The organism is Devosia sp. BK (genome assembly GCF_032907385.1).
GTDB lineage: Bacteria > Pseudomonadota > Alphaproteobacteria > Rhizobiales > Devosiaceae > Devosia.
On the sequence record NZ_JAIMBX010000001.1, the window covers coordinates 381118 to 405780 of the forward strand.

At 60.7% G+C, this 24663-nt stretch carries 23 protein-coding genes; 11 read left to right on the plus strand and 12 right to left on the minus strand.

What is annotated here, in order from left to right:
* Positions 1–11: 11 nt before the first annotated feature.
* The 9 genes from DevBK_RS01755 to DevBK_RS01795 form a co-directional block, all read right to left on the minus strand.
* On the minus strand, positions 12–467 hold the full coding sequence (locus DevBK_RS01755) for a macro domain-containing protein (RefSeq protein ID WP_317184267.1): 456 nt from the start codon (positions 465–467) through the stop codon (positions 12–14).
* Between the two features lie 76 nt (positions 468–543).
* Positions 544–3657: an efflux RND transporter permease subunit gene (locus DevBK_RS01760; RefSeq protein WP_317184268.1), complete on the minus strand. Its 3114-nt coding sequence runs from the start codon at positions 3655–3657 to the stop codon at positions 544–546.
* Positions 3658–3839: 182 nt separating this feature from the next.
* Entirely contained in the window at positions 3840–5066 is a 1227-nt protein-coding gene (locus DevBK_RS01765; RefSeq protein WP_317184269.1) for an efflux RND transporter periplasmic adaptor subunit, read from the minus strand.
* A gap of 176 nt (positions 5067–5242) precedes the next feature.
* Positions 5243–6076, minus strand: a complete 834-nt coding sequence (gene sseA, locus DevBK_RS01770) for a 3-mercaptopyruvate sulfurtransferase (RefSeq protein ID WP_317184270.1) — start codon at positions 6074–6076, stop codon at positions 5243–5245.
* A gap of 182 nt (positions 6077–6258) precedes the next feature.
* The gene (locus tag DevBK_RS01775) at positions 6259–7248 is read right to left on the minus strand and encodes an ABC transporter ATP-binding protein (protein WP_061910361.1); all 990 of its coding nucleotides are present in this window, start codon (positions 7246–7248) and stop codon (positions 6259–6261) included.
* A gap of 1 nt (position 7249) precedes the next feature.
* Entirely contained in the window at positions 7250–8041 is a 792-nt protein-coding gene (locus tag DevBK_RS01780; protein WP_061910363.1) for an ABC transporter permease, read from the minus strand.
* Positions 8038–8904, minus strand: coding sequence for an ABC transporter permease subunit (locus DevBK_RS01785; protein ID WP_317184271.1), 867 nt, complete (start codon positions 8902–8904; stop codon positions 8038–8040). The genes DevBK_RS01780 and DevBK_RS01785 overlap by 4 nt, the downstream gene beginning before the upstream one ends.
* Before the next feature lie 246 nt (positions 8905–9150).
* Positions 9151–10260: an ABC transporter substrate-binding protein gene (locus DevBK_RS01790; RefSeq protein WP_317184272.1), complete on the minus strand. Its 1110-nt coding sequence runs from the start codon at positions 10258–10260 to the stop codon at positions 9151–9153.
* A gap of 254 nt (positions 10261–10514) precedes the next feature.
* The gene (locus tag DevBK_RS01795) at positions 10515–10862 is read right to left on the minus strand and encodes a hypothetical protein (RefSeq protein ID WP_317184273.1); all 348 of its coding nucleotides are present in this window, start codon (positions 10860–10862) and stop codon (positions 10515–10517) included.
* Between the two features lie 116 nt (positions 10863–10978).
* Here DevBK_RS01795 and DevBK_RS01800 point away from each other — a divergent pair, with 116 nt between their 5' ends.
* Together DevBK_RS01800 and DevBK_RS01805 are read left to right on the plus strand one after the other, a co-directional pair.
* Entirely contained in the window at positions 10979–11908 is a 930-nt protein-coding gene (locus DevBK_RS01800) for an aminotransferase class IV (RefSeq protein ID WP_062631555.1), read from the plus strand.
* Positions 11905–12636, plus strand: coding sequence for a hypothetical protein (locus DevBK_RS01805; protein WP_317184274.1), 732 nt, complete (start codon positions 11905–11907; stop codon positions 12634–12636). The genes DevBK_RS01800 and DevBK_RS01805 overlap by 4 nt, the downstream gene beginning before the upstream one ends.
* A 108-nt stretch (positions 12637–12744) precedes the next feature.
* Here the strand turns inward: DevBK_RS01805 and DevBK_RS01810 are convergent, their stop codons facing one another.
* Positions 12745–13764 (minus strand): substrate-binding domain-containing protein, encoded by a 1020-nt coding sequence (locus DevBK_RS01810; protein ID WP_061910372.1) that lies wholly within the window; start codon positions 13762–13764, stop codon positions 12745–12747.
* 467 nt (positions 13765–14231) lie between these two features.
* Here DevBK_RS01810 and DevBK_RS01815 point away from each other — a divergent pair, with 467 nt between their 5' ends.
* From DevBK_RS01815 to DevBK_RS01840, 6 genes are all read left to right on the plus strand, one after another.
* Positions 14232–15497 carry an ABC transporter substrate-binding protein gene (locus DevBK_RS01815; protein ID WP_410494024.1) on the plus strand — a complete coding sequence of 422 codons (1266 nt, stop codon included), beginning with the start codon at positions 14232–14234 and terminating at the stop codon, positions 15495–15497.
* A gap of 91 nt (positions 15498–15588) precedes the next feature.
* Positions 15589–16569 (plus strand): carbohydrate ABC transporter permease, encoded by a 981-nt coding sequence (locus DevBK_RS01820; protein WP_061910374.1) that lies wholly within the window; start codon positions 15589–15591, stop codon positions 16567–16569.
* On the plus strand, positions 16569–17414 hold the full coding sequence (locus tag DevBK_RS01825) for a carbohydrate ABC transporter permease (protein ID WP_317184275.1): 846 nt from the start codon (positions 16569–16571) through the stop codon (positions 17412–17414). Before DevBK_RS01820 ends, DevBK_RS01825 begins: the two co-directional genes overlap by 1 nt.
* Before the next feature lie 12 nt (positions 17415–17426).
* Positions 17427–18431 carry an ABC transporter ATP-binding protein gene (locus DevBK_RS01830; RefSeq protein WP_317184276.1) on the plus strand — a complete coding sequence of 335 codons (1005 nt, stop codon included), beginning with the start codon at positions 17427–17429 and terminating at the stop codon, positions 18429–18431.
* A gap of 176 nt (positions 18432–18607) precedes the next feature.
* Positions 18608–19396: a ThuA domain-containing protein gene (locus DevBK_RS01835; RefSeq protein WP_317184277.1), complete on the plus strand. Its 789-nt coding sequence runs from the start codon at positions 18608–18610 to the stop codon at positions 19394–19396.
* A 176-nt stretch (positions 19397–19572) separates the two neighbouring features.
* A complete protein-coding gene (locus DevBK_RS01840; RefSeq protein ID WP_317184278.1) occupies positions 19573–20616 on the plus strand; it encodes a Gfo/Idh/MocA family oxidoreductase in 1044 nt (347 codons plus the stop codon).
* A 75-nt stretch (positions 20617–20691) separates the two neighbouring features.
* Here the strand turns inward: DevBK_RS01840 and DevBK_RS01845 are convergent, their stop codons facing one another.
* Positions 20692–21261, minus strand: a complete 570-nt coding sequence (locus tag DevBK_RS01845) for a hypothetical protein (RefSeq protein ID WP_317184279.1) — start codon at positions 21259–21261, stop codon at positions 20692–20694.
* A gap of 163 nt (positions 21262–21424) precedes the next feature.
* Here DevBK_RS01845 and DevBK_RS01850 point away from each other — a divergent pair, with 163 nt between their 5' ends.
* Both DevBK_RS01850 and DevBK_RS01855 read left to right on the plus strand, forming a co-directional pair.
* Complete coding sequence (locus DevBK_RS01850) at positions 21425–21676, plus strand: GlsB/YeaQ/YmgE family stress response membrane protein (RefSeq protein ID WP_061910387.1); 252 nt, start codon at positions 21425–21427, stop codon at positions 21674–21676.
* Between the two features lie 41 nt (positions 21677–21717).
* Positions 21718–22086 (plus strand): response regulator, encoded by a 369-nt coding sequence (locus tag DevBK_RS01855; protein WP_317184280.1) that lies wholly within the window; start codon positions 21718–21720, stop codon positions 22084–22086.
* 36 nt (positions 22087–22122) lie between these two features.
* Here DevBK_RS01855 and DevBK_RS01860 read toward each other — a convergent pair whose 3' ends face one another.
* Positions 22123–23724, minus strand: a complete 1602-nt coding sequence (locus DevBK_RS01860; RefSeq protein WP_317184281.1) for a bifunctional metallophosphatase/5'-nucleotidase — start codon at positions 23722–23724, stop codon at positions 22123–22125.
* 229 nt (positions 23725–23953) lie between these two features.
* On the opposite strand from DevBK_RS01860, the gene DevBK_RS01865 reads away from it, so the two are divergent.
* A complete protein-coding gene (locus tag DevBK_RS01865; RefSeq protein ID WP_061910391.1) occupies positions 23954–24604 on the plus strand; it encodes a ThuA domain-containing protein in 651 nt (216 codons plus the stop codon).
* Positions 24605–24663: the final 59 nt, after the last annotated feature.

Genomic DNA, 24663 nt, shown 5'->3' on the forward strand with positions numbered 1-24663 from the left:
CGCGCAGGTGCTCAGCCGGCGAATTCGACGAGGGTGTGGTCTTGGCCGGCGAGTTCTTCGTCGATGATGGCCGAGATGATCGACCAATCGCCCTTGGCGAGGCCGGCGCCGATTTTGGGGTAGCCGATGCGCTCGCCGGGGAATTGGGCGGCGACGGTGTTCATGACGCTGCGGATGGCATCGTAATCGGCGCGCGTTCCGTGGCCGCGGAAGTCGAACTGGGTATAGCCGTTGACGATCGTGAACTGGGTTGCGCCGCGCACAATGTCGGCGCTGGTGATCGTGCCGAGCTTTTTCCTATCGCCGGATTTGGTCTGTTTGTCGGCAGCAAAGGCTTCGGGGAACAGTCGCTTAATGGAAAAGGCAATGCCGGCGCCCATGGTGCAATAGCAATTGCAGCCATGAATGATGACGTCAAACTCGCCAGCAAGCGCCAAAGCCAGCAGATCGCCGCGAATGACTTTCATGACTGCTCCTCCCAACACGTCTTATCCGTGAGGATATAGGGCATCCTAGCGGTGTAATCACTTAGGAAGTGAGGGACTACTCTGCAGGCGCGGCCTTGCCGTCGATTTCTTCGAACTCGCGTTCGAGGCGGGCCTCTTCTTCCGATTTTGGTTTTGAGAAGCGCGCGAGGAGGAGGTAGGCGACAGGGGTGAGGTAGAGGGTGGCGATGGCGGCGAAGCCGAGGCCGCCGACGATGACCCAGCCAAGGGCGGCGCGGGCTTCGGCGCCAGCGCCGGAGGCGAGGACCAAAGGCACCCCGCCGAGAATGGTGGCGATCATGGTCATCAGGACCGGGCGGAGGCGGATGTTGGAGGCCTGTTCGATGGCCTCGGCGACGGACATGCCGCGATCACGAAGCTGATTGGCGAATTCGACGATCAGGATACCGTTTTTGGCCATGATGCCGACGACGAGGACGAGGCCGATCTGGGAGAAGATATTGAGGCTGCCGCCGGTGAGGAGGATGGCCCAGAGACCTGCGGCGACGCCGAAGGGAACTGTGGCCATGACGATGATGGCGCTCCAGAAACTTTCGAACTGGGCGGCGAGGACGAGGAGGATGATGACCAGCGCAAAGCCGAAGGTGAGGAAGAGGGCGTTATTGGCTTCGCCGATGGTCTTGGCTTCGGCAAGCGGGATGATGGCCGTGCCGGGGGCGAGGAGCGGGGCGGCTATGGTCTGGAGCTGGGTGTAGGCGTCGCCGAGGGCAAGGCCATCTTCGAGGCTGGCGGTGACAGTGACGGCGCGGCGTTGCTGCTCGCGGCGGAGGGACGGCGGCACCGGGGCTTCTTCAATGGTGGCGATGGTGGACATGGGCACATACCGGCCATCGCCGGTGCGGACGAACAGGGTTTCGAGATCGCGGGGGTCGTTGACCGGATGCGAGGTCGAGAGCATGCGGACCGAATAGCTTTCGTCATTGATGAAGATGGTGCCGATATCGGAACCATCGATCATGGCCTGCATGGTGGGCGCTAGGCCATTGATGTCGATGCCAAGGGCCGTGGCGCGGGCGCGATCGACGGTGAGGGTCAACTGCGGTTGGGTGGTATCAAAATTGACCGAGACGCTGCCGAAGCGGCCATGTTCGGTGAGGGCATCGGAGATTTTTTCGGCGGTATCGGAGAGGACCGCATAATCGGAGCCGGTGACGGCAAATTGGAGGCCGGAGCCGCCGCCCCGGATGCCGAGGCTATTGCCTTGGCTGACATTGGCGCGGACGCCGGGGACCTGAGCCATAAGGGCGCTGATCTCGGAGGCGATCTGCTGCTGGCTGCGGGTGCGCTCGCCCCACGGGGCAAGGGTGAGCGTGATCGAGCCGCCATTGCCCCAGCCGGAGAGGACGAAAATGGAGCGAACTTCCCCCGATTTCACATAAGGCTGCAGCATGGATTCGACTTCGGAGAGGCGGGTGCGGACGAAATCGAGGCTGGCTGTGTTGGGGGCGTTGATGCGAAGATTAATGGCCGAGCGATCTTCGGACGGAGTGATTTCCTGGCGGAGGCTGCCATAGACGTAATAGGCCGAGCCCGCGAAGATCACGGCGACGAGGATGATGACGAGCGGATTGTGCAGCGCGACGCGAAGCGTACGGCGATAAAGACTGGAGAAAAAGTGGCCGATCTTGGCGAAGGGCCCGCCAGTGTGTTCGCCTGAAGAATTGCGGAGGAGGCGCGAGGCGACCATGGGGCCCATGGAGAGAGCGACGACGCCCGAAAGCAGGACGGCTATGGCAAGGGTATAGCCGAATTCGCGGAAGAGGCGGCCGCTTTGGCCTTCGAGGAAGGAGAGCGGCACGAAGACGGCAACCAGGGTGACCGTGGTGGCGACGACGGCGAAAAACACTTCCTGCGTGCCGAGAACGGCGGCGGCGCGGGGGCCGGCGCCCATATGCTTCCGGCGCATGATGTTTTCGAGGACGACGATGGCGTCATCGACGACGAGGCCGGTGGCGAGGACGAGCGCCAGAAGGGTGATGATGTTGAGCGAGAAGCCTGCGAGATACATGCCGGCGACAGCGCCGAGAAGGGCGATGGGCATCGAAATGGCGGGCACGATGATGGCGCGCCAATCGAGGAGGAACAGATAGATGATGCCCACGACGACGACGAGCGCGACGATCAGCGCGATTTCGACTTCGTGCAGCGCGCCTTCGATAAAGACGGCTTCGTCGCTCGAAATGGTGACGGTGACGCCTTCTGGAAGGGACTGATTGAGCGTGTCGACGGCTTCGTGGACGGCGTGCGAAATAGAGACCGAATTGGATTGGGCCTGGCGAACGATGCCGAGGCCGATGCCGGGGCGGCCATCGGCGCGGATGGAGGAGGAGCTGGCGGCAGCGTCGAAGACGACGCTGGCGACATCGCCGAGGCGCGTGCGGCCATTGATGATGATGGCCTCGAAATCCTTGGGCTCGGTGATTTCGGAAATGGCGCGGACGGTGATGTTCTGATTGGGACCGTTGATGGAGCCGGCGGGGGAATCGAAGGCAATGGTCGAGAGCGCGTTGCGGATATCGGCGACGGTGAGGCCGTGGCTCGCGAGTTTGACCGGGTCGATATCGACCTCGAAGGCCGAGGTGCGGGTGCCGTATACTTGGACTTCGGCAACGCCTTCGACGGCGGCGAGACGCTCAGTGATGATGCCATCGACCAGTTCGCTGAGGCCAGCAATGTCGGTGTTTGTGGCGGTGACCGCGAGCTGCATGATCGGCTGCGCATCGCTATCGGCCTTGAAGATGGTCGGCGCTTCGACGTCATCGGGCAGGCTGCGCGTAACGCGGCTCAAGGCATCGCGAACGTCGGAGGTCGCGATGTCGAGATTGGTGTTTTCCGAGAATTCGAGGGTGACGCGACTTTGGCCGACCGAGGAGCTTGAGGAAATGGCGGTGACACCCTGAACGCGGGCGACGGCGCCTTCGACGATGGCGGTGACTTCACGATCGACGGTTTCGGCGGCGGCGCCCGTGAAGCTCGTGGAAACCGAAAGGACCGGACTTTCGACGCGGGGAAGCTCGCGCACTTCGATGCCGATGAGCGCGGCGAGGCCGGCTACCATGATGAGGGCATTGATGACGATGGCCATGACCGGGCGACGGACAAAGAGGGTGGCGAGAGCGCCGCCGCGTTCGTTCTTGCTGGCAATGGACACTGGCGGGGTTCCTCTAGAGCGTTTCTCGGCCGAAGGCCAATGCTTGTGATTGATTGCGGCTAAACCCACCGGCTGTCACCCCGGCGAAGGCCGGGGTCCATCTCCAGATCTCAGGATAGGCCCCGGCTTTCGCCGGGGTGACAATCGAGTTTGGATTGGGAGCGGGGGGCAACATGAGCAATTTAGCTAGCCGGTGCAGGTGGAGATTCACCCGTGCCGTCCGGGCCTTCGAGCAGCGTGACGGTGGCGCCTTCGCTTAGTTGCAAGATGCCTTCGGTGATGATGGCGTCGCCGGGCTTGAGGTCGGCGCGGACGAGGACACCGTCGCTGTTGCGCTGGATGATTTCGGCGGGTACGCGGGTCGCTTTGCCCTCGACATATTTCCAGACATAGGAGCCCTCGGCGGACCAGAGAATGGCCAGTGGATTGACGGCGGGATAGCGCTCGCCGGGGAAGGCGAGGGAGACGGTGAAACTCATGCCGGCGCGGAGCGTGTCGTCGGGGTTGGGGATTTCAGCCTGGACCTGCAGGGTGCGGCTCGCTGGATCGATGCGGGTATCGATGGCGGAAATGTCCCCGGTAAAAGTCTGGCCGGGGAGAGCGACAGCGGCGACGGAGACGGCCATGCCGGGCTCGATCTGGGCCGCATAACGTTCGGGAACCCAGAAATCGATAAGGATCGAGGAGGTGTCGTCGATCGAGGTGACGGCGGTCTGGGCCGGGACGTAATTGCCGGGGGTGACGCGGATGAGGCCGATGCGGCCGGCGATCGGGCTCGTGATGGTGCGGCGCGAGAGGGCAACATCGGCGTTGCGCAGTTCGAGTTCGGCATTGGCGGCGCTGAGCTGAGCGGCGGAGAGGGCCGTGCCGGCGACGACATTGTTGCTCGCGAGGCCTTCAGTGCGCGTCAAGGTGGCGCGGGCGTCTTCGACGGCCAGTTCGGCGCGGTCATATTCGATCTGTTCGGCGGCGGCATCAAAGCGGGCGATGATAGCGCCTTGCTCGACAATTTGACCGGGGCGGACGGCGACTTCGGCGAGTTCGCCGCCGGCGGTGGCTGTGACCGTGACCGAACGGACGGGGGTGCCTTCGCCGATGGCGGCGAGGGTGTCGTTGATATCGGCCATGGTGACGCCGGTGGTGATCACATTGGTGGCGCGGGGAGTAAAGCCGCCGGGACGGCCACCGCCTCCGGGAGCGCCGCCACCACCCGCCTGGGCGCCCTGGCCGCCGCCGGGACGGTTGCCTCCGGGGCCGCCGCCTTGCTGCGGCGCGGCTTCGGCTTGCGGGCCAAAGGGCAGGGTGATGCCTGCATTGGACAGGGTTTGATGGGCGCCAGGGGCGAAGAAGAGCCACGCCAGCGCGGCGGCCACGAGAATGACGATCGAGGCGACAATCTGCCGGATCAAACCAGACCTCAAACTGTAAACGGGAAAAACACCGTTACGGTAACAGGTTGACCGGGCGTGTTAAATTAAAATGCGGAAAGGTTTCGGGATTGTGAGGGGTAGTGGCACGCCCTCGTCCTTCGAGACTTCGCAAAGGCGAAGCACCTCAGTATGAGGGCTACCGGACTACTTGAGACCTAGCTTTCGACTTCGGCGTCGGGGCGGGAGCCCCATTCGGCCCAGGAGCCGTCGTAGACGGCGACGGATTTGGCGCCGGCTTGTTCGAGGGCGAGGGCTAGGGTCGAGGCGGTGACGCCGGAGCCGCAGGAGGTGACGATGGGCTCGGAGAGATCGACGCCGCGCTCGTCGAAGAGCGCCTTGAGGGCTTCGGGGGATTTGAGCATGCCGTTTTCGGTGAGGAGGCTCACCGGGACGTTGCGGCTATTGGGGATGTGGCCGGAGCGAAGGCCGGGACGCGGCTCGGGGGCTTCGGCGTGGAAGCGCGGGGCGGGGCGGGCGTCGAGGATCTGCGCCGTTTCGGTCTTGCTGAGGCCGTTTACGGCATCAAAATCAACGACGCGATCGGGATTGAACTGGACGGTAAAGGTGGCCGGGGCCTTGGTCTTGTGACCGGCTTCGAGCGGGCGGCGTTCGGCGCGCCATTTGGGGCCGCCGCCGGAGAGGATGCGCACGTCCTTGGCGCCAAAGGTTTTGAATGTCCACCAGACGCGGGGGGCGCTGAAAAGGCCGAGTTCGTCATAGATGACGATGGTCATGTCGCTGCCAACGCCGAGCGCGCCGACCATGCGGGCGAAATCTTCGGGGGCGGGGAGCATGTGGGGCAGGTTGGAGGAGGTATCGGCGACACCGTCGATATCGAAATAGACCGCGCCGGGAATGTGGCCGGCGAGGTATTCGGCTTGGGCATTGCGCGAGGCGTTGGGCATGTGCCAGCTCGCGTCGACCACCGCGATGTTTGGATCGCTCAGATGTTCCGCCAGCCATTCAGTTGAAACGAAAAGGCTTTCCATCACGCGATTCCTCGTTGCTGTGGGGGGACAATGGCGCTGCGCCGGGCGGCGGTCAAAGGGTAAATCGACGCGGGAGGTATGCGTGGGGGACTAACCTCTCTTCAGGTGGTCGCACCGATATCTGTGGATGGGTCCCGGCGTTCGCCGGGATGACAGCCGGTTGGTGTGGCGGCGCAGGTGCTTCACGCGCCGAGGGTGAGGAGGTCTTTTTGGGCGAGGTGGAGCGTGACGGTGTCGCCGCGTTGGAGGGGGCTGGTCTGGTTGTTAAAAGTGTCGATGTTGACGAGCGTGCCGCCGATGTCGACGCGGAGGCGTTGGACGGAGCCGAGGAAGTGGAGATCGGCGATGGTGCCGGTCAGGGTGAGGTCGGTTTCGGGGCGGGGGGCGAGGGAGATGAGCTCGGGGCGGATGGCGCGTTCGCCCGGGGTGCCGGCTAGGACGCCGGCGGGAAGCGTGTTGAGTTGGCCGACGAAGGTGGCGACGAAGCGGGTGGCCGGGCGATTGTAGATGTCGTGGGCGGCGCCGAGCTGTTCGATATTGCCTGAGTTCATGACCACGATGCGATCGGAAATGGACATGGCCTCTTCCTGATCGTGGGTGACGAAGACGGTGGTGATGCCGAGATCGCGCTGGATGGCGCGGATTTCTTCGCGGAGGGAGACGCGGATTTTGGCGTCGAGCGCGGAGAGCGGTTCGTCGAGGAGAAGGAGGCGCGGTTTTGGCGCGATGGCGCGGGCGAGGGCGACGCGCTGCTGTTGGCCGCCGGACATTTCATAGGGATAGCGCTTGTCAAAGCCGAGGAGGCCAATCAGCTTGAGCATCTCATCGACGCGGGCGCGGCGTTGCTCGGCTGGCATGCCTGCGACTTTCAGGCCAAAGGCGATGTTTTCGCCGACGGTCATATTGGGGAAGAGCGCATAGGCCTGGAAGACCATGCCGAGCTGGCGCTGATTGGGCTTGAGATGCGTGATGTCTTCGCCATCGACGCGGATGGTGCCGGAGGTGGGGCGCTCGAAGCCGGCGATCATCCTGAGGATCGTGGTCTTGCCGCAACCGGAGGGGCCGAGGAGTGAGATGAACTCGCCCTTGGCGAAGGCAAAATTGACGCCTTTGACGACCGTATTGGTGCCGAAGGATTTGACGAGGTTCTGAACTTCGAGAAAGGCGGGCATGTCAATCGGTCCGGGCGGAAGTGCGGGGGGCGAAGCGGCCGAGCACGTTGATCATGCCCATGGCGCCCCAGGTGATGATGAAGGAAATGATGGCGAGCGCGGCGGGCTCATAGGCCCGATTGGTGCCGATACCCACGAGATAGGGGCCGAAGGCAGGGCGGTTGAGGAGGCTCGCAATGGTGAATTCGCCGATGACAATGGCGAAGGTCAGGAAGGCGCCCGAGAGTATGGCGACGAGGATATTGGGCAGGATGATATTGCCGATGATCTGGACCTGGCTGGCGCCCATGATCTGCGCGGCTTCAGTGAGGGTGCCGATATCGATGGTGCGCATGCCGTTGTCGACCGCCCGGTACATATAGGGCATGGCGAGCATGACATAGGCACAGGTGAGGAGAATATCGGTGCCGAGGATGGAGCCGGTGAAGGGGATCAGCGAGGATGAGCCATAGAGGCGGACATAGCCATAGACCAGCACCAGTGCGGGAATAACCAGCGGCAGGAGGGTAACGAATTCCATGAACGGCCGCAGCCAGGGCATGCGCAAGCGGACGAAATAGACGGCCGGCACGACGACAAAGATGCCGACGATAATAGTGAAGACGCCGACGCTGAGCGAATAGCCGAAGGTCGCGTAAAATTTCGGATCGGAGAAGACCGAAACATAGGCGTCAAAGGTGTATTCGTTGCGGCGCATGCGCAGCGAGAAGATGAACGTCGCGAGCAGCGGAATGAGGAAATAGGCCGCCCCGAGCGTAACGATGAGCCAGGGCCAGAACTTTTGGGCCTTCATTTCATCCACCTTTCGGCACGCGCGGCGACGACGAGATAAATGACGTTGGCGAAAGACGTGATGAGGATCATGCCGACGGCCAAAGCGGCGCCGAGGCCGGGATTTTGCAGGGCATCGCCGCGGATCTGATTGTAGAGCAGCACGGTGACGATGTTGAGGTTGGAGCCGGTAAGCGCCCAAGCGGTGGCGATGGCGCCGAAGGCATTGGCAAAGAGTAGGCTGAGGGTGCCCAGGAAGCTCGGCCAGAGAATGGGCAGGCCGACATAGCGCCAGAATTGCCAGGGCGAGGCACCGAGCGTCTGGGCGGCTTCGTTCCACTCCTTCTTGAGGCCGTCGATCGCGGGAGCGATGGTCAGCATCATCAGCGGGATCTGGAAATAGAGATAGGTCAGCGTCAGGCCCCAGAAGGAAAAGAGGCTGAAGCCAGCGCGGTAGAGATCGAAGCCGAAGACATCGCGCAGGATGATGGTGACGAGGCCGATGCGGCCGATCGAGGCGATGAAGGCAAAGGCGAGGGGCACGCCGGCGAAATTGGACGCGACGCCAGAAAAGGTCATGACTGCGGAACGGAAGCCGGCGGGCAGCTTGCCGCGAATGATCGCGAGAGTGATGGCAAGGCCAATCAACGCGCCGAGAATGGCGGAGGCGCCGGAGACGCGGATCGAAATCCAATAGGCGGCCATGATCTGATCGGTGAACAGGCCGGCGATGTTTTCGTAGGTGAAATTGCCCGCGCCATCGGTGAAGGCAGCGCCGAGGAGCGAGAGGGTCGGCAGGAAGAGGAACATCACTGCGAAGAGGACGAAGGGGAAGACGGCGAGGCTGTCCCAGGGGATGCGGCGTTTGGCGTTAGATGCGCTCATGGTGCTTGGGGCGACCCCCTCCTAGCCTCCCCTGGGAGGGGGGAGGGACCGCGCGGTGTGTGCGGCGCGATTTTGCCTCGAACTCGATGTGGCTCCTCTCCCTGTCAGGGGGAGGATGGGTGGGGGTACTGCAGCCCAGTTCACCGGCTGTCATCCCGGCGAAGGCCGGGATCCATCTTGAGATTTCAGGATGGGCCCCGGCCTTCGCCGGGGTGACATTCAGTGGGTTGAGCAACAACAGTCAGCTTACTGAACCGAAGCGCCGACGGTGGAGTCCCAGCCGCCGGTGATGGTGGCTTTGTTGGCGTTCTGCTCTTCAATCGAGGGGAACACGGCCTTGGCGTAGTTTTCGGCGGCCGGGAGCTTGGCCATCAGGTCGGCTGGCAGGACGCCAGCGTCGGACATGGCGTTGAAGCGGATCGGGTGGCAGTAGCCAGCGAGCCAGCCGAGCTGACCTTCGTCGGAATAGAGGTATTCCATCCAGAGTTTGGCAGCGTTCGGGTGGGGTGCGAAGGCCGAGATGGCCTGGACGTAGACGCCGGCGACGACGCCATCGGACGGCACGACGACTTCGATCGGTGGGTTGCCGTTCAGGTTGTCGCGGGCGGCCAGAAGGTTGTAGTCCCAGTTGATCGCGATCGGGGTCGTGCCCTGAGCAATGGCGGCAGCTTCAGCATCGACGGGGACGAAATTGCCCTTGTCGTTGAGCGCCTTGAAGTATTCAAGGCCAGCTTGGGCGGCAGCATCCTGAGCGGCACCGGTCGAGAGACCAGCGGCATAGACGGACATGATGGCGTTGTTGGCGGTACGCGGATCACCAGCCAGAGCCACGGAGTTTGCGAACTCGTCCTTGTTCAGGTCAGCCCAGGTTGCCGGGTTTTCGCCGGTGATGATGTCCTTGTTGATGCCGAAGGCGAGGACGCCATAATAATCGCCATACCAGAAGCCATCGGCGTCCTTGGCGTCGTCCGGAATTTCGTCCCAAGTCGAGACCTTGTAAGCCTGGAGAAGGCCCTCATCCTTGGCCTGCGGGCCGAAGGCGAGACCGATATCGAGAACGTCAGGAGCCTGCGGGCCGGTATTGCCCTTGTTGGCGCGGACGGCTTCGAGCTCGTCTGCCGAACCGGCATCGGGGTTCAGTTCATTGACGGTGATGCCGGGATACTTGGCCTTGAAACCTTCGATCACGCCGCCATAGTTGCACCAGGAATGGGGCAGGGCGATTACGGTGAGCTGGCCTTCGGTCTTGGCGGCGTCGTAGAGCGCGGTCAGATCGGCCTGGGCGAAAGTCGGAGCCGCGAAGCTGAGCACGGTGAGAAGCGAAACCGATGCGGTCAGCGCAGACTTGAACGTCATTCTTTGTCTCCCTGAATGAGCAGTCGCTCGCCCTCCCCAAGGAGAGCTGGTGCGAACGGGCGAGGGAGTAGAGAGGTCAGATGACAGTGCAATGACATATTGGTGACGGTGCGGAGTCGCCCACAGAGGGGCGATAATGGCCGCAACATCAATCGATTGCGCTCATCTGCCCATCTGCTCGCGTCCTCCCAGCCGCAGGGTGAGATTGCCCAATTGTGACAGTCTCGTCCAGATGGTCAAAGTATGGTGGCGGGCTAACGCTTCGCAGGATCGTTGGGCTCTGTAGAGACAGCGAAATTGCTGGAGAGAAGCTTTCCAGCACACAAGTCATAGCGCAGGCGGAGCGGTTCCGCGGGGACGCCGACAATGGTCACATCCGTCGTGCAGACACCGTCTTCCATGTCCAATTGATAGACGTACTCCTTCGCGTTCTGCGACAGCTTTCGAGCGGAACCGTTATCTATAAAGATTTTCAGGATTATTCCCGAGAACTCGATGGGCAGAATGTAACTCTCGGCCACTGCGCTACGACTTGCCATTGGCATGATCGCCAGGATCAGCCCCAGCACGGCTTTTGTTGATTTCTTCAAAGTGTCCCCCATGACTTGTCCAGATTAGTAACGCAGCCTCTGGTCGTCCACCGCCTATTCAGCTCTCGACATCGGTGCCTGTGGAGGAGAAGGTTGGGACGCGACTAACAATTCGAGAGCCTTCCCTCATGGCCTATGGCGTTCATGCCTATGCGGATGATCCGCGTAATGCTTCCATTCTGATTGCCGTCAATGACCAGTTGATGCCGCGCGACAAGGCGGTGGTATCGGTGTTTGATTCTGGCTTCGTGCTCGGCGACGGCGTTTGGGAAGGGCTTCGGCTCCATAAGGGCGGGATCCCGTTTTTGTGGGCGCATCTGGAGCGGCTCTATGAGGGGGCGAAGACGCTCGATTTTTCGGTCGGCTTAACGCCGGACGAATTGGTGAAGCGGATTTTCGATTGTCTTGCTGCCAACGGCATGACGGATGGTGTCCATATCCGCCTCATGGTGACGCGCGGGATCAAGGCGACGCCTTATCAGGATCCGCGGGTGACGATCGGGGATGCGACCATTGTCATCATCCCCGAATACAAGGCGCCTTCGGCAAAGCCCGATGGGATTTCGCTTTTTACCTCCACGATCCGCCGCACGGCGCCGGATATGCAAGACCAGAAGCTGAATTCGCATTCCAAGCTCAATTGCATTCAGGCCTGCATCCAGGCGGCAAAGGCAGGGGCGGACGAGGCGCTGATGCTCGATCCGCAGGGTTTCGTGGCAACTTGTAATTCGACGCATTTTTTCATCGTGCGGCGGGGTGAGGTCTGGACGTCCACCGGGGATTATTGCCTCGGCGGGATCACCCGGGGGAACATTATCCGGGTGGCTGAGGCGGCCGGGATCACCGTGCGGCAGAAGAATTTCTCGCTGACCGATGTCTATGGGGCGGACGAGGCTTTTGTGACGGGGACCTTTGCGGGTTTGACCTCGGTGCGCGAGGTGGATGGCCGGAAAATGGGACATCCGCTCAAAGGGCCGGGACCCATTCCGGGAGAGATGACGGCGCGGTTGGCCGGGCTTTATCGGGACCTGATCGAAGCGGAGACTTTTAGGCCATGAGCGAAGTCATGCGAATTGCCATGTGGTCGGGGCCGCGAAATCTCTCCACTGCGATGATGCGGAGTTTTTCGTCGCGGGCGGATAGCTTTGTCAGCGACGAGCCGTTTTATGCGGCTTATCTCAAGGCGACGGGGATCGTGCATCCGATGCAGGAAGAGGTCCTTGCGTCGCAGCCGCAGGATCCTCAAGCGGTGGTCGACTATATCCTCGGGCCTGTGCCGGGCGGAAAGAGCGTTTGGTATCAGAAGCATATGAGCCATCATATGATCGAGGAATTTCCGCTCGACTGGATGGACAAGGTGACCAATGTTTTCCTGCTGCGGGCGCCGGAGCGGGTGCTGGCGTCATACGCGCAGAAGCGGGAGAGCGTGACGCTGGCCGATATCGGGTTTGAGGGGCAGGCCATGCTGTTCGATCGGGTGGCGCAGCGGACGGGCAAAGCCCCGGTGGTTGTCGACAGCGATGATATCAGGCGCGATCCGGAAGGGACGCTGCAGGCGCTTTGCGCGGCAATGGGGCTTGCCTGGGATCCGGCCATGCTCAGTTGGCGTAAGGGCGCGCATCCGGAGGATGGGGTTTGGGGGCCGCATTGGTATAATGCGGTTTACAATAGCACTGGGTTCTCGCCGCCGGATGAGATCGGGGCGCTGCCGCGGGAGTTGGCTGACATCGCGGATGAGGCGCGGCCGTTTTATGAGAGGATGCGCGGGTTTAGGCTCGGGGCGTGAGGTTTTGAGTCAGGGCCGAAGAAGGCCCCCTCACCCGGACTGCCATGCAGTCCGACCTCTCCCCAATGAGAGAGGTGTCGCTGCGCGACCAAAACGCTTCTTCTTCAGCTAAAACAACGGCGCGGGGCCGGAGCTTTCGCGGAGGACGAGTTCGACGGGCCAGAGTTCGTGGATTTCGCTGACGGGTTTGCCGCCGAGGAGCTGGAGGAGGAGTTCGGCGATGCGGGACCCGGCTTGGCGGATCGAGGAGCGGGTCGTCGACATGGTGGGGTACATGTTGTCGGCGTTGAGATAGGGGAAGACGTCGTCGTGAGCGATCATCGAGACGTCGGTTCCAAGGGTCATGCCGGCCTGGCGGATGGCGCGGAAGACGCCGAGGGCGGTCATCATCGAGCCAGCGAGGAAAGCAGTGGGGCGGGGGCGCAGTTCGAGCATGGATTGGGCCATGCGGAAGGCGACTTCGTCGGTAAAGGCCGTATTGCCCATCAGCGCGGGATCGAAGGCGACACCGCGGGCAGAGAGGGCGGCCATGTAACCGAGTTCGCGGTGCTCGGCGAAGGTGCGGCCTTTGACGCCATTGAGAAGCGCGATGCGCCGGTGGCCGAGATCGAGCAGGTGGCTCGTGGCGCGTTCGAGGCCGCCGGTGTTGTCGATGTCTAGCCAGGCGACGGGGCGGGTCGCATTGGTGCGGCCATGAAGCACGAAGGGGATTTTGAGATCCATCAGCAGTTCGGCGCGCTCGTCGTTGAGCGTTGGCGAATGGAGAATCATGGCATCGACGCGCTGGCTGGCGGCGAGGCGGCGATAGGCCGCGAGTTCCTCCTGCTGGCTGGCAACCGTCGTGACGACGATGTCTATGTCTTGCGTGGCCATGCGACCGCCAAGGCCCGAAAGAAATTCAGACATGTGGGGGCCGAGTTCGTCGGCGCCGCGCAAGACCATGCCGACGGCGCTGGCACGGCCCGTGGCGAGGCGCAGGGCGCTGGCATTGGGGCGATATCCGAGCTCAAGCGCAGCCTCGGAAACGCGCAATCGCGTGGCCTCCTTGACTTCGGGATAGCCATTGAGCGCGCGACTGACCGTCGTCTGCGATAGGCCGAGATGCTCGGCGAGCTCCTTCAATCTCATAGCGCTCGTGGCCCAGCTGGTGCGGCATCCGGCTTTTGAAAGCCTTTGGTTTGCCGCCCCATTAGGGCAGGCCAGGCTCTTTGACCAGAGCCTTGGCCCAACTCCTCCAAAGTCCATTCAAAGCGATTTCAATTTTGGATGCAAGGGTGTCCAAAGTTTCAAATTGTTTGAGGTGCGTACATCAGCGTAGATTCAGCCAAATTAACGACTTCGAGGCTTTGGATTGCGCTAAGTGGCTGACGCATAATACTAAAAATAGGGTTCCATCAAAAAAGGTAAAAATACGGCATTGGTGCTGCTTGACAGTTTTCCGGCGCTCTGGTTCTTTTTCGTTCAAAGCGCTTTGAAAACGTGCCCGGTAAATGGGTGTGGCGAAGGGCTTTGGGGGAGATCAGGTGTGGCCTGGCGTATGGCGCCGGGCGTGCCTCTACGTCTCCCCGGACAAAATTTTTTTGGGAGGACTTCCGATGATGTTGAACAAGTTGCTCGTTGCGATGATGGCGAGCGTGACGCTGGTGGGCGCTGTGCAGGCTGCCGATCTCTCGATCGTTTCGGGCGATACCGGTAATGGCCTGGCATTCCTGCGCAGCCAGCTCGACAAGTTCGAACAGCAGACCGGCAACAAGGTCACCGTTGTGCCGATGCCGTCTTCGACCACCGACCAGTTCGGCCAGTATCGCCTGTGGCTCGCTGCCGGCAATGCCGATATCGACGTCTACCAGACCGACGTGATCTGGGCTCCGCAGCTTGCCGAGCACTTCACTGACCTGACCGAAGCGATGAAGGATGTCGTGGGCAACCACTTCCCCTCGATCATCGAATCCCAGACCGTCGACGGCAAGCTCGTCGCCATGCCGGCGTTCACCGACGCTCCTGCGCTCTACTATCGCAAGGACCTGCTTGAAAAGTACGGCAAGTCCGTGCCAACGACCTGGACCGAGCTTGAAGCCACGGCCAAGGAAATCATGGATGCCGAACGTGGCGCCGGTGCCGCCGAGCTTTGGGGTTTCGTGTTCCAGGGCAATGCCTATGAAGGCCTGACCTGCGACGCTCTCGAATGGGTCGTGTCGAATGGCGGCGGCCAGATCATCGAAGCAGACGGTACGATTTCGATCAACAACGAACAGGCTGCTGCCGCGATCGATCGCGCTGCCGGCTGGGTTGGCACGATCGCGCCCGATGGCGTCCTGGCCTATATGGAAGAAGAAAGCCGCGGCGTGTGGCAGCTCGGCAATGCCGTGTTCATGCGCAACTGGCCTTATGCCTATGCACTGAGCAATGGTGAAGACTCTGCCGTGAAGGGCAAGTTCGACGTTGCTCCGCTGCCAGCCGGAGACGGCGAAGGCGGTCGTTCGGCTGCAACGCTTGGCGGCTGGAACATGGCCGTTTCCAAGTATTCTCCTGACCAGGAAGCTGCAATCGAGCTCGTGAAGTATCTGGCTTCGGAAGAAGTGCAGAAGGAACGCGCGATCAACCAGTCGAACCTGCCGACCATTCCAGCGCTCTATGAAGATAAGGACGTGCTTGCCGCGTCGCCCTTCATGGCGAACTGGAAGGCGATCTTCGAACAGGCCGTGCCACGTCCGTCGGCTCCGACCAAGACCAACTATAACGAAGTCTCTTCGATGTTCTGGAGTGCGGTGCACGAAACGCTTTCTGGTAACGGCACTGCTGCCGAAAACCTCGAACTGCTCGAGGCCGACCTCAACGATCTCAAGGGCGACGCCTGGTAAGTCCTCCCGGCAAGCCTAATGGACGGGCGGCCGGGGTTTATCCCCGCCGCCCGTTTTTTCAATAAATGTCTTGATAGGGAGGACGACGATCATGGCGACCGATGCACTGGCGCCTCTTGCGACGGCGAATGCGCCGAAGGCGAAATCAGAACTCATGCTGCAGCGCGCACGTGCCGCGCGGCTGTTTCTGATCCCCATGTTGGTCGCGCTGGCGATCGTGGCCGGTTGGCCGCTGCTGCGCTCGATCTACTTCTCCTTCACCGATGCAACACTCAACAATCTCTACGGCGCCGAATGGATCGGCTTCGGCAATTACCTGCGCTGGCAGGTGCTTGAAAGCGGCACCGTGCGCTATCGCGGCGTGCTGGCTGATCCCGACTGGTGGAATGCGGTGTGGAACACCGTGCGCTTCGCTTTTTGGTCAGTGTTCTGGGAAACCATCCTCGGGATGATCGTTGCCCTGGTGCTCAATGCGGAGTTCAAAGGCCGTGGCATCGTTCGTGCGGCAATCCTTATTCCCTGGGCTATTCCAACGATCGTTTCGGCTCGTATGTGGAGCTGGATGCTCAACGACCAGTTCGGCATCATCAATGATCTAGGCATGAAGCTGGGCCTCCTGGCCGCTCCAGTGGCATGGACGGCTTCTGCGGATACGGCGATGACGGCGGTTTTGATCGTCGATATCTGGAAGACGACGCCGTTCATGGCACTGCTGATCCTCGCGGGTCTGCAGATGATCCCGCGCGACATCTATGAGGCCGCCGAGATCGATGGCGTGCATCCGGTCAAGCAGTTCTTCCGGATCACGCTGCCGCTGGTGCGGCCCGCGCTGATGGTCGCGATCATCTTCCGCGTGCTCGATGCGCTGCGCATCTTCGACCTGATCTATGTGCTGACGCCGAACTCTTCGGCGACCAAGACCATGTCGGTCTTGGCGCAGGAAAACCTGTTCCAGTTCAACAATTTTGCCGAAGGCTCGACGCAGTCGACGCTGCTGTTCCTGATGATCGCGATCTTTACCGTGCTCTATATCTGGATCGGCAAAGTCAATTTCGATGGAGGAGACCGCTGATGGGTGCGACCTTCGATCTCTGGAAGACCACGAAGACCGTGCTCTTCTATGCTCTCGTCGTTTTTATCGTCGTGGTGTCGGTATTCCCGTTCTACTACGCGATCCTGACGAGCCTCAAATCGGGCACGGACCTGTTCCGCGTGACCTATTGGCCGACCTCGTTCAGCCTCGACAATTTCCGTCAGGTGTTCACGCAAGGCGAGTTTCCGCGCAACCTCCTCAACTCGGTTTTCGTCGCTTCGGTGACAGTGATCCTCGCCCTGTTCCTTGCGATCACGGCATCCTTTGCTCTCAGCCGCGTGCGGTTCCGGGGGCGGAGCCTGTTGCTCATGACGATCCTTGCGGTCTCGATGTTCCCGCAGATCGCCGTGCTGGCCGGCCTGTTCGAGGTGATCCGCTTTCTTGGCATCTACAACACGCCCTGGGCGCTGATCTTTGCCTATACGATCTTCACGCTGCCGTTCACCGTCTGGGTGCTGACCACCTTCATGCGTGACCTGCCGATCGAGATCGAAGAGGCCGCAATCGTCGATGGTGCAACGCCCTGGGTGATCATCACCAAGGTGTTCATGCCGCTGATGTGGCCGGCGCTGGTGACGACGGGGCTTCTTGCGTTCATCGCGGCGTGGAACGAGTTCCTGTTCGCGCTGACTTTTACCGTCTCGAACCAGACCCGCACCGTACCTGTGGCCATCGCGCTGCTTTCGGGCGGATCGCAATATGAAATCCCGTGGGGCATCATCATGGCTGCCTCGGTCATCGTCACCGTGCCGCTCGTCGCACTGGTGCTCATCTTCCAGCGCAAGATCGTATCCGGCCTGACGGCTGGCGGCGTGAAGGGTTAAGGGGTCCTGCAAATGGCATCTATCGAACTTCGCAATATCAAGAAGTCCTTCGGCGCGGTGAACGTCATCAAGGGCGTCGATCTCGAGGTGAAGAAGGGTGAGTTCATGGTGTTTGTCGGGCCTTCGGGTTGTGGCAAATCCACCTTGTTGCGCCTGATCTCGGGGCTCGAAGACATTACTTCTGGCGAGATGCTCTTTGACGGCAAGGTCGTCAATTCGCTGACGCCGTCGAAACGCGGCATCGCCATGGTGTTCCAGTCCTATGCGCTTTATCCGCATATGACGGTCTACGAGAATATGGCTTTCGGCCTCAAGCTCGACAAAGGCCACAGCAAGGACGAGATCCGTCGCCGCGTGGAGCGGGCCGCGGATATGCTGCAGATCCGGCAGTATCTCGATCGTCTGCCCAAGCAGCTCTCGGGCGGACAGCGCCAGCGCGTTGCTATTGGCCGCGCTATTACCCGCGACCCCAAGGTGTTCCTCTTTGACGAACCGCTCTCGAACCTCGACGCCGCCCTTCGTGTGGCGACGCGTATCGAGATCGCCAAGCTCCACGAGGAAATGAACGACGTCACGATGATCTACGTGACGCACGATCAGGTGGAGGCAATGACGCTTGCCGACCGGATCTGTGTGCTGCGTGATGGTCTCGTCGAACAGGTCGGCACGCCGATGGAACTTTACGAGCGGCCGGACAGTATGTTTGTTGCTGGCTTCATCGGGTCACCGAAGATGAACTTCCTGACCAAGGACAAGGCGGCAGCGCACAATTGCGCCACGCTTGGCATTCGCGGCGAGCACCTGACGGTCTCGCCCGATGGGATCTGGGAGGGCACTGTCATCCATACGGAAAATCTTGGTGCCGACTCTTATGTCTATCTCGATATGGGCGAAGAAGAGCCCGTGGTCGTCCGTCTCGACGGCGCGTCGAGCTATCAGAGCGGCTCAACGGTGCGCGTATCGCCACAGGCGGAAAATATCCATCGCTTCGACGAAGCCGGTAAGCCGATCCGCTGACAAAAAAATAAAGGTGACGGTCCAAGCATCGTCACCTTTCTCACCCAATCTGTCACTGCCGCGAAAGCGGGAGTCTCCTTGATAAAGGGAGATTCCCGCTTTCGCGGGAATGACGCCGAAAAAACCAAGGAATGGCGATCGCCTCCCCGCTTCGCCATGAATCTAGGAGAATACCAATGCCGATCCGTACGCTGGTCTGGGGCGAGAACGTCCATGAGCAGAAGAACAAGGTCGTTGCCGACAATTACCCAACGGGCATGCACAACCAGATCGCTTCGCTCCTGAAGCAGGACGGCAATCTGGCCGTGAAGACCACGACGTTGCAGGAGCCGGAGCACGGCCTGACCGATGCTGTGCTGGCAGAGACCGACGTGCTGCTCTGGTGGGGTCACGCGGCGCATGACAAGGTCGACGATGTTGTCGTCAAGCGCGTTATGGAACACGTCTGGCAGGGCATGGGCCTGATCGTGCTCCACTCGGGCCACCATTCGAAGGTCTTCAAGGGCCTGATGGGTTCGCCGGCAAACCTCCACTGGCGCGAAGCCGGCGAGCGTGAGCGCCTTTGGGTCGTCAATCCGGGCCATCCGATCGCCAAGGGCCTGCCGGCCTATTTCGAGCTCGAATATGAAGAAATGTATGGCGAGCCTTTCAGCGTGCCGGAACCGCTCGAGACTGTGTTCGTCTCCTGGTTCCAGGGTGGCGAAGTGTTCCGCTCGGGCCTGACCTATCGTCGCGGCGCCGGCAATATCTTCTACTTCCGCCCCGGCCACGAAACCTACCCCACCTATCACGATGCCAATGTCGGCCAGGTGCTGCGCAATGCGGTGAACTGGGCCTATAACGGCGACCGTCATGCGCACCTGATGAAGGCGCCGAACACGCCGGTCGGCGAAGCGATCGAAAAGATCGAGGAACGCGGCGCCAAGCTCAGTGCATCCGATCACGCTGGTGAAGTGAAGCAGTAAGAGACGCTTGTCCGTTGGTTGTCCGGCTTGTCCGGGCAATCGACGGGCGTTACTAGCGTGAGGCTGGATCGTCCGGACAAGCCGGGCGATGACGACGGGACAGGTATCGAAGCTTATTGTGGCTTCGAGCAGTGAAACAATCAGACGGTCGTCTTGGCGGCCAAGGAATTAAAAGAATGCGTATCCTCATTCTGGGTACTGGCGGCATGGCGAACCAGCATGCCAAGCATTTTGCGGCGATCGAGGGCGTGACGCTGGCCGGCGGCGTGGACGTCGATCCCGCGCGCGTAGAAGCGTTCAACCAGAGCCACGGGATCGAGCGCGGCTTCGGCTCGCTCGATGCGGCTTTGGCCTGGGGCGAGTTCGATGCTATCGCCAATGTGACGCCGGACAGCATTCACCATCCGACCACCATGGCGGCGCTGAATGCGGGCAAGCACGTGTTCTGCGAAAAGCCGCTGGCGACCGACTATGCCAAGGCCATGGAAATGACCGAGACGGCCGAACGGCTCGGGCTCGTCAACATGGTCAACCTGACCTATCGCAATGTTGCGCAACTGCAGAAGGCGCGCGAGATCGTGCAATCGGGGCAGGTGGGTCGCGTCAAGCATTTCGAGGCGAGCTATCTCCAGAGCTGGCTTGTCTCTAAGGCCTGGGGCGATTGGCGCACGGAAAGCCAGTGGCTGTGGCGCTTGTCGAAGAAGCACGGCTCAAACGGGGTGCTGGGCGATATCGGCGTCCACATCCTCGACTTCGCCGCTTATGGGGCGGGGAGCGACTTCTCCAAGGTCTTCTGCCGGCTCGAAACCTTCGATAAAGCCGAGGGCAACAGGATCGGCGAATACGATCTCGACGCCAATGACAGCTTCGCCATGACGGCGCAGCTTGAGAATGGCGCGCTCGGCGTCATCCATGCGACGCGCTGGGCCACCGGGCATTTCAACGAACTTCGCCTGCGTGTTTATGGCGATAAGGGCTCTGTGGAAGTCCAGCACCGGCATGACTGGTCCAAGCTTTTCACGTGCCTTGGCGACGACGTCGAGACGGGAACCTGGACCGAGGTCGAGGTCGAGCCGGTGTTCACCAATTACCAGCGCTTTGCCGAAGCAGTGCGGACGGGCCAGAATATGGAGCCAAGCTTCCGCCATGCGACCAATATTCAGAAGGTGCTGGATCTTGGGACGGTGACGGACCGTGACCGGATGGAGCACAAGGTCTGAGAACCTCAGCGCGATATCCGAAATACAAAAAAGCCCCGGTGTGAACCGGGGCTTTCTTTTTAAGTTTGGGTCGTTTTAGGCGCGATCGTCCACATAAACGGTGACCATGCCATCGGCGGCCGATTTGACGGCGACGACGTCATCGGCTGTGTAGCCTTCGGCATCGAGCTTGGCCTTGATGGCAGCGTTCGCTTCGATATTGGAGTGAAGCGTCGTCTGGCCCTCGGCATTGGCCGAGAGAGCTTCGTCAAGCGCGGCCGCTTCAGTGGCGGCATTGCCCTGGAGCGAGGTCAGCAGAACGACGCTGACCTGAGAGTCTTCCGTCACAGCCGAGAGATCGACGCTGGCACTGCCAGAAATCGAGGAAACGACAGAGCCGTAGGTGTTGTCAGACATGCCACCGGCATTGGTGCCGGCCTTGGCGTTTGCATTGGCATTCGTGCCGGCATTGCCGGTCGTGAAAGTGCCATTCGTCGTGGCATTGGCATCGGTGCTGGTACCAGCACCTGCCTGCGCATCCATCGCAGGCGTGTCAACGCTTACCCCAGCGCCGGCATCCACGCCAACAGCTGCATCTTGGGCAATAGCAAAAGAACCTGCGCTCATCAGCGCGGCGACCGAAACGGCGGCCAGGATCTTGTTCATCGGTATTCTCCGGTTGCAATTGCCCCCCGCCTGACAACGGAGGCCCAACCGGGCAGTTGCAACACTTTTAAGCAAAAGGGACAGGAAAGCGGCAATTGTGATGAGCCATTGCAACCGGGATGGCAGGATCGATGTTTATTCGGCATCACAATAGGAGCGTCAAATGGGTATCATCTGGGCCATCATCATCGGCTTCCTCGCAGGTCTCGTCGCCAAGTGGATCACACCGGGGAGCAACGAACCGCGCGGGTTCATTCTAACGACTATCCTCGGCATCGTCGGTTCGGTTCTCGCAACCTGGCTCGGTCAGCAGATCGGTTGGTATGGCCCGAATGACGGCGCAGGCTTCATTGCCTCGGTGGTCGGTGCCATCATTATTCTCGTCATTTGGGGTCTGGTCGCGCGCCGCCGTTGATAACGGCCGGAACGTGAATGGGGCGGAGTTGTTGTCTGGTCATGAGTACACAATCGAGTCGCAAGTCGTTTTTGATCGTCGATGACGAGCCTATCGTCAGGATGGAACTGGCTGAGGTCGTCAGAGAGCGTGGCTATGAGCCATGGGAGGCTGGGAGCACCGCAGAGGCTCTCGGCATTCTCGAACGGGCGGGCGATGCTTTTTCCGGTCTCATCACCGATATCAACATGCCCGGCACGCGAAACGGTATGGTGCTCGCGAACCATGTGAGATTCATGTGGCCCCATATTAAGATCGTCGTCGTTTCGGCGGGACGGAAACCGTTTTCTGGTGAGATGCCCGACAATGCGCGCTTCGTCCCCAAGCCCTGGAATGAAGACCTGCTCACCTCAGCAATTGCGCTGAACTGAATCAAAAAGGGCGCCCGGTGGGCGCCCTCCCTGTTTTTATTTGATCACCGTGATACGACCATCGGTGTAGGGGGTATATTCCCCACCGAGTTTGGCGAGGTATTCAGCAACCACCTGCTCGAGCGGCGGGCCAAAGTCGTAGGGGTTTTCGCCTTCGGCAAAAGTGCCATAGCCGTCGCCGCCACCGCGGACATAGTTGTTGGTGACGATGGTATAGGTCTTCTCCTCGTCGATCGGCACCCAGGTATCGCCTTCACCCTTGACCATCACATCGCTGACCCGCTCGCCGGCAGGCTTTGCGAGAGTGTAGCTATATTTGAGGCCTGAGACCTGAGCGAAGCGACCGGCGCCGTTCTCGATGTCGGAAACGCCGTTTTCGAGCGCTTCGATGACATCGGCACCCGAGATCTGCACTGTGGCGAGGGTGTTGGAGAAGGGTAGGACAGTCAGCACGTCGCCGACGGTGATTTCACCTGCGTCGATGGAGGAGCGGATGCCGCCACCATTCTGGAAGGCGATGGTAGCACCCTGATCGGCGACGCGATCGAGGATGGCGTCGGCGAGGAGATTGCCCATGGAGCATTCTTCAACGCGGCAGACTTCGCGAGCGCCTTCGAGCTTGGCGGTTGTCGAGCCGATGACCTGACTGGTCATTTCCTCGATCGGGCCGGCGAGTTCGGCGAGCTGGGTCTTGAACTCTTCGTTGGCGGTGACCGATGCGTCGATCAGGAAGGGCTCGCCCTCGGCCTTGGTGACCTTGCCCTCGTCATCCCAGGTGATGGCGATATCGCCCAGATACTTGCCATACTGATTGGCCTGAACCACGGGGACTTCGACGCCCTCGGGATTGGTGACCATGGTGGGGTAGGGGCCAACGGCGCCTTCCATGGAGCCCAACAGCGAGTGGCTATGGCCGCCGACGATGACGTCGACGAGCGGCAGCGAGGCGGCAACGTTGAGATCCTCATTGTAGCCGATGTGGCTGAGAAGGATGATCTTGTTGACGCCGGCCGCATCGAGCGCTTCGGAGGCGCCGCGCACATATTGGATGACATCGTGGAATTCGACATCGCCGGGCGAAGCGATATCGGGCGTGTCTTCGGTTGTCGCGCCGATGATGCCGACCTTTTCGCCGCCGATATCGAGGACGATCGAGCCTTCGATCTTGCCGCGGAGGCCTTCATCCTTGGTGACATCGAAATTGCCGCCGATGATCGGGAATTTGGCAGCTTCGATGAACTTCAGGAATTCTTCTGGACCATCGTCGAACTCGTGATTGCCAGTGGCGACGACGTCAAAGCCCATCTGGTTGAAGAAGTCGGAGACGACCTTTGACTTGTAGGTCGTGTAGTAGAGCGACCCCTGGAAATTATCGCCGGCCGAGAGCAGCAGGGAATTTCCTCCCTCATATTTGGCGCGGGTATCATCGATTATGGTCTTGAGGCGGGCGATGCCACCAAAGCATTCCCCGGCCGCGTCGGTTTCGGCATCGCAATTGGAATCAGAGCCGGTAATGGGGTCGAAGCGCGAATGGAAGTCGTTGATGTGCAGGATGTTCAGCGTGAACTCGGCATAGGCGGCGGTCGAAAAACCAGCGCAAAGCGTGAGCGCAGTGGCGCCCAGCAGTAGTTTCTTCATCCCTCAAATCCCTTGTGGTTCGTGGCAAAATCCGCTTCAGCACCGCCGGCGATGCACCTCGCCAAGCGGCCGGGGGAAGCACAAGGTTTAGTTAATCAGCTAATTATGACAGTGAAAAGTGTTGTGGCAGCGCAATTTGCTCGATTGAGCGAAGGCGGCACGGGACGGGGTTTCAATAGCGGATGAGTCAGGTATTCTCCGCCCCGTTTGATTTGCGGGGTTAATCCTGATGCGTAGTGCTTTGATCGTTTATGGTGGCTGGGAAGGTCATGACCCGGAAGAATGCGCGGCGATCTATCGTCGTTGGCTCCATGAAGACGGCTATGCGGTGCGTACCGCGACCGAAACCAGCGCCTTTGCCGATCCCTCCATCCACGATCTTTCGCTGATCGTTCCGATCTTCACGATGAGCAAGATTGCCAAGGAAGAGGTCGAAAACCTCGTCAAGGCAGTCGAAGGCGGCGTGGGCCTTGCCGGGCATCATGGTGGCATGAGCGATGCGTTCCGCGAAGCCGTGGACTATCAGTTCATGGTCGGCGGGCAGTGGGTGGCGCATCCGGGCAACATTATCGACTACACGGTCGATGTGACGAAGCCTGAAGATCCAATCATGGATGGCATCCCCGCGTCCTTCCCCTACAAGTCCGAGCAGTATTACATGCATGTCGACCCCTCCAACGAGGTGTTGGCGACGACGACCTTCACGGGCGAACATGCAAGCTGGATCAATGGCGTGGTCATGCCAGTCGTCTGGAAGCGCCGCCATGGGCAGGGCAAGGTGTTCCATATGACGCTCGGCCATCAGGCCAAGGAATTCGAGAACGCCGATATGGCCACGATCATGCGTCGGGGCATGAATTGGGCAGCGCGGGCCGAATAGGCTCTCGCTCGAAGGTGAGTTGAAACCCGACCCGTTTTGCTCTCGTATCTGAAACGATC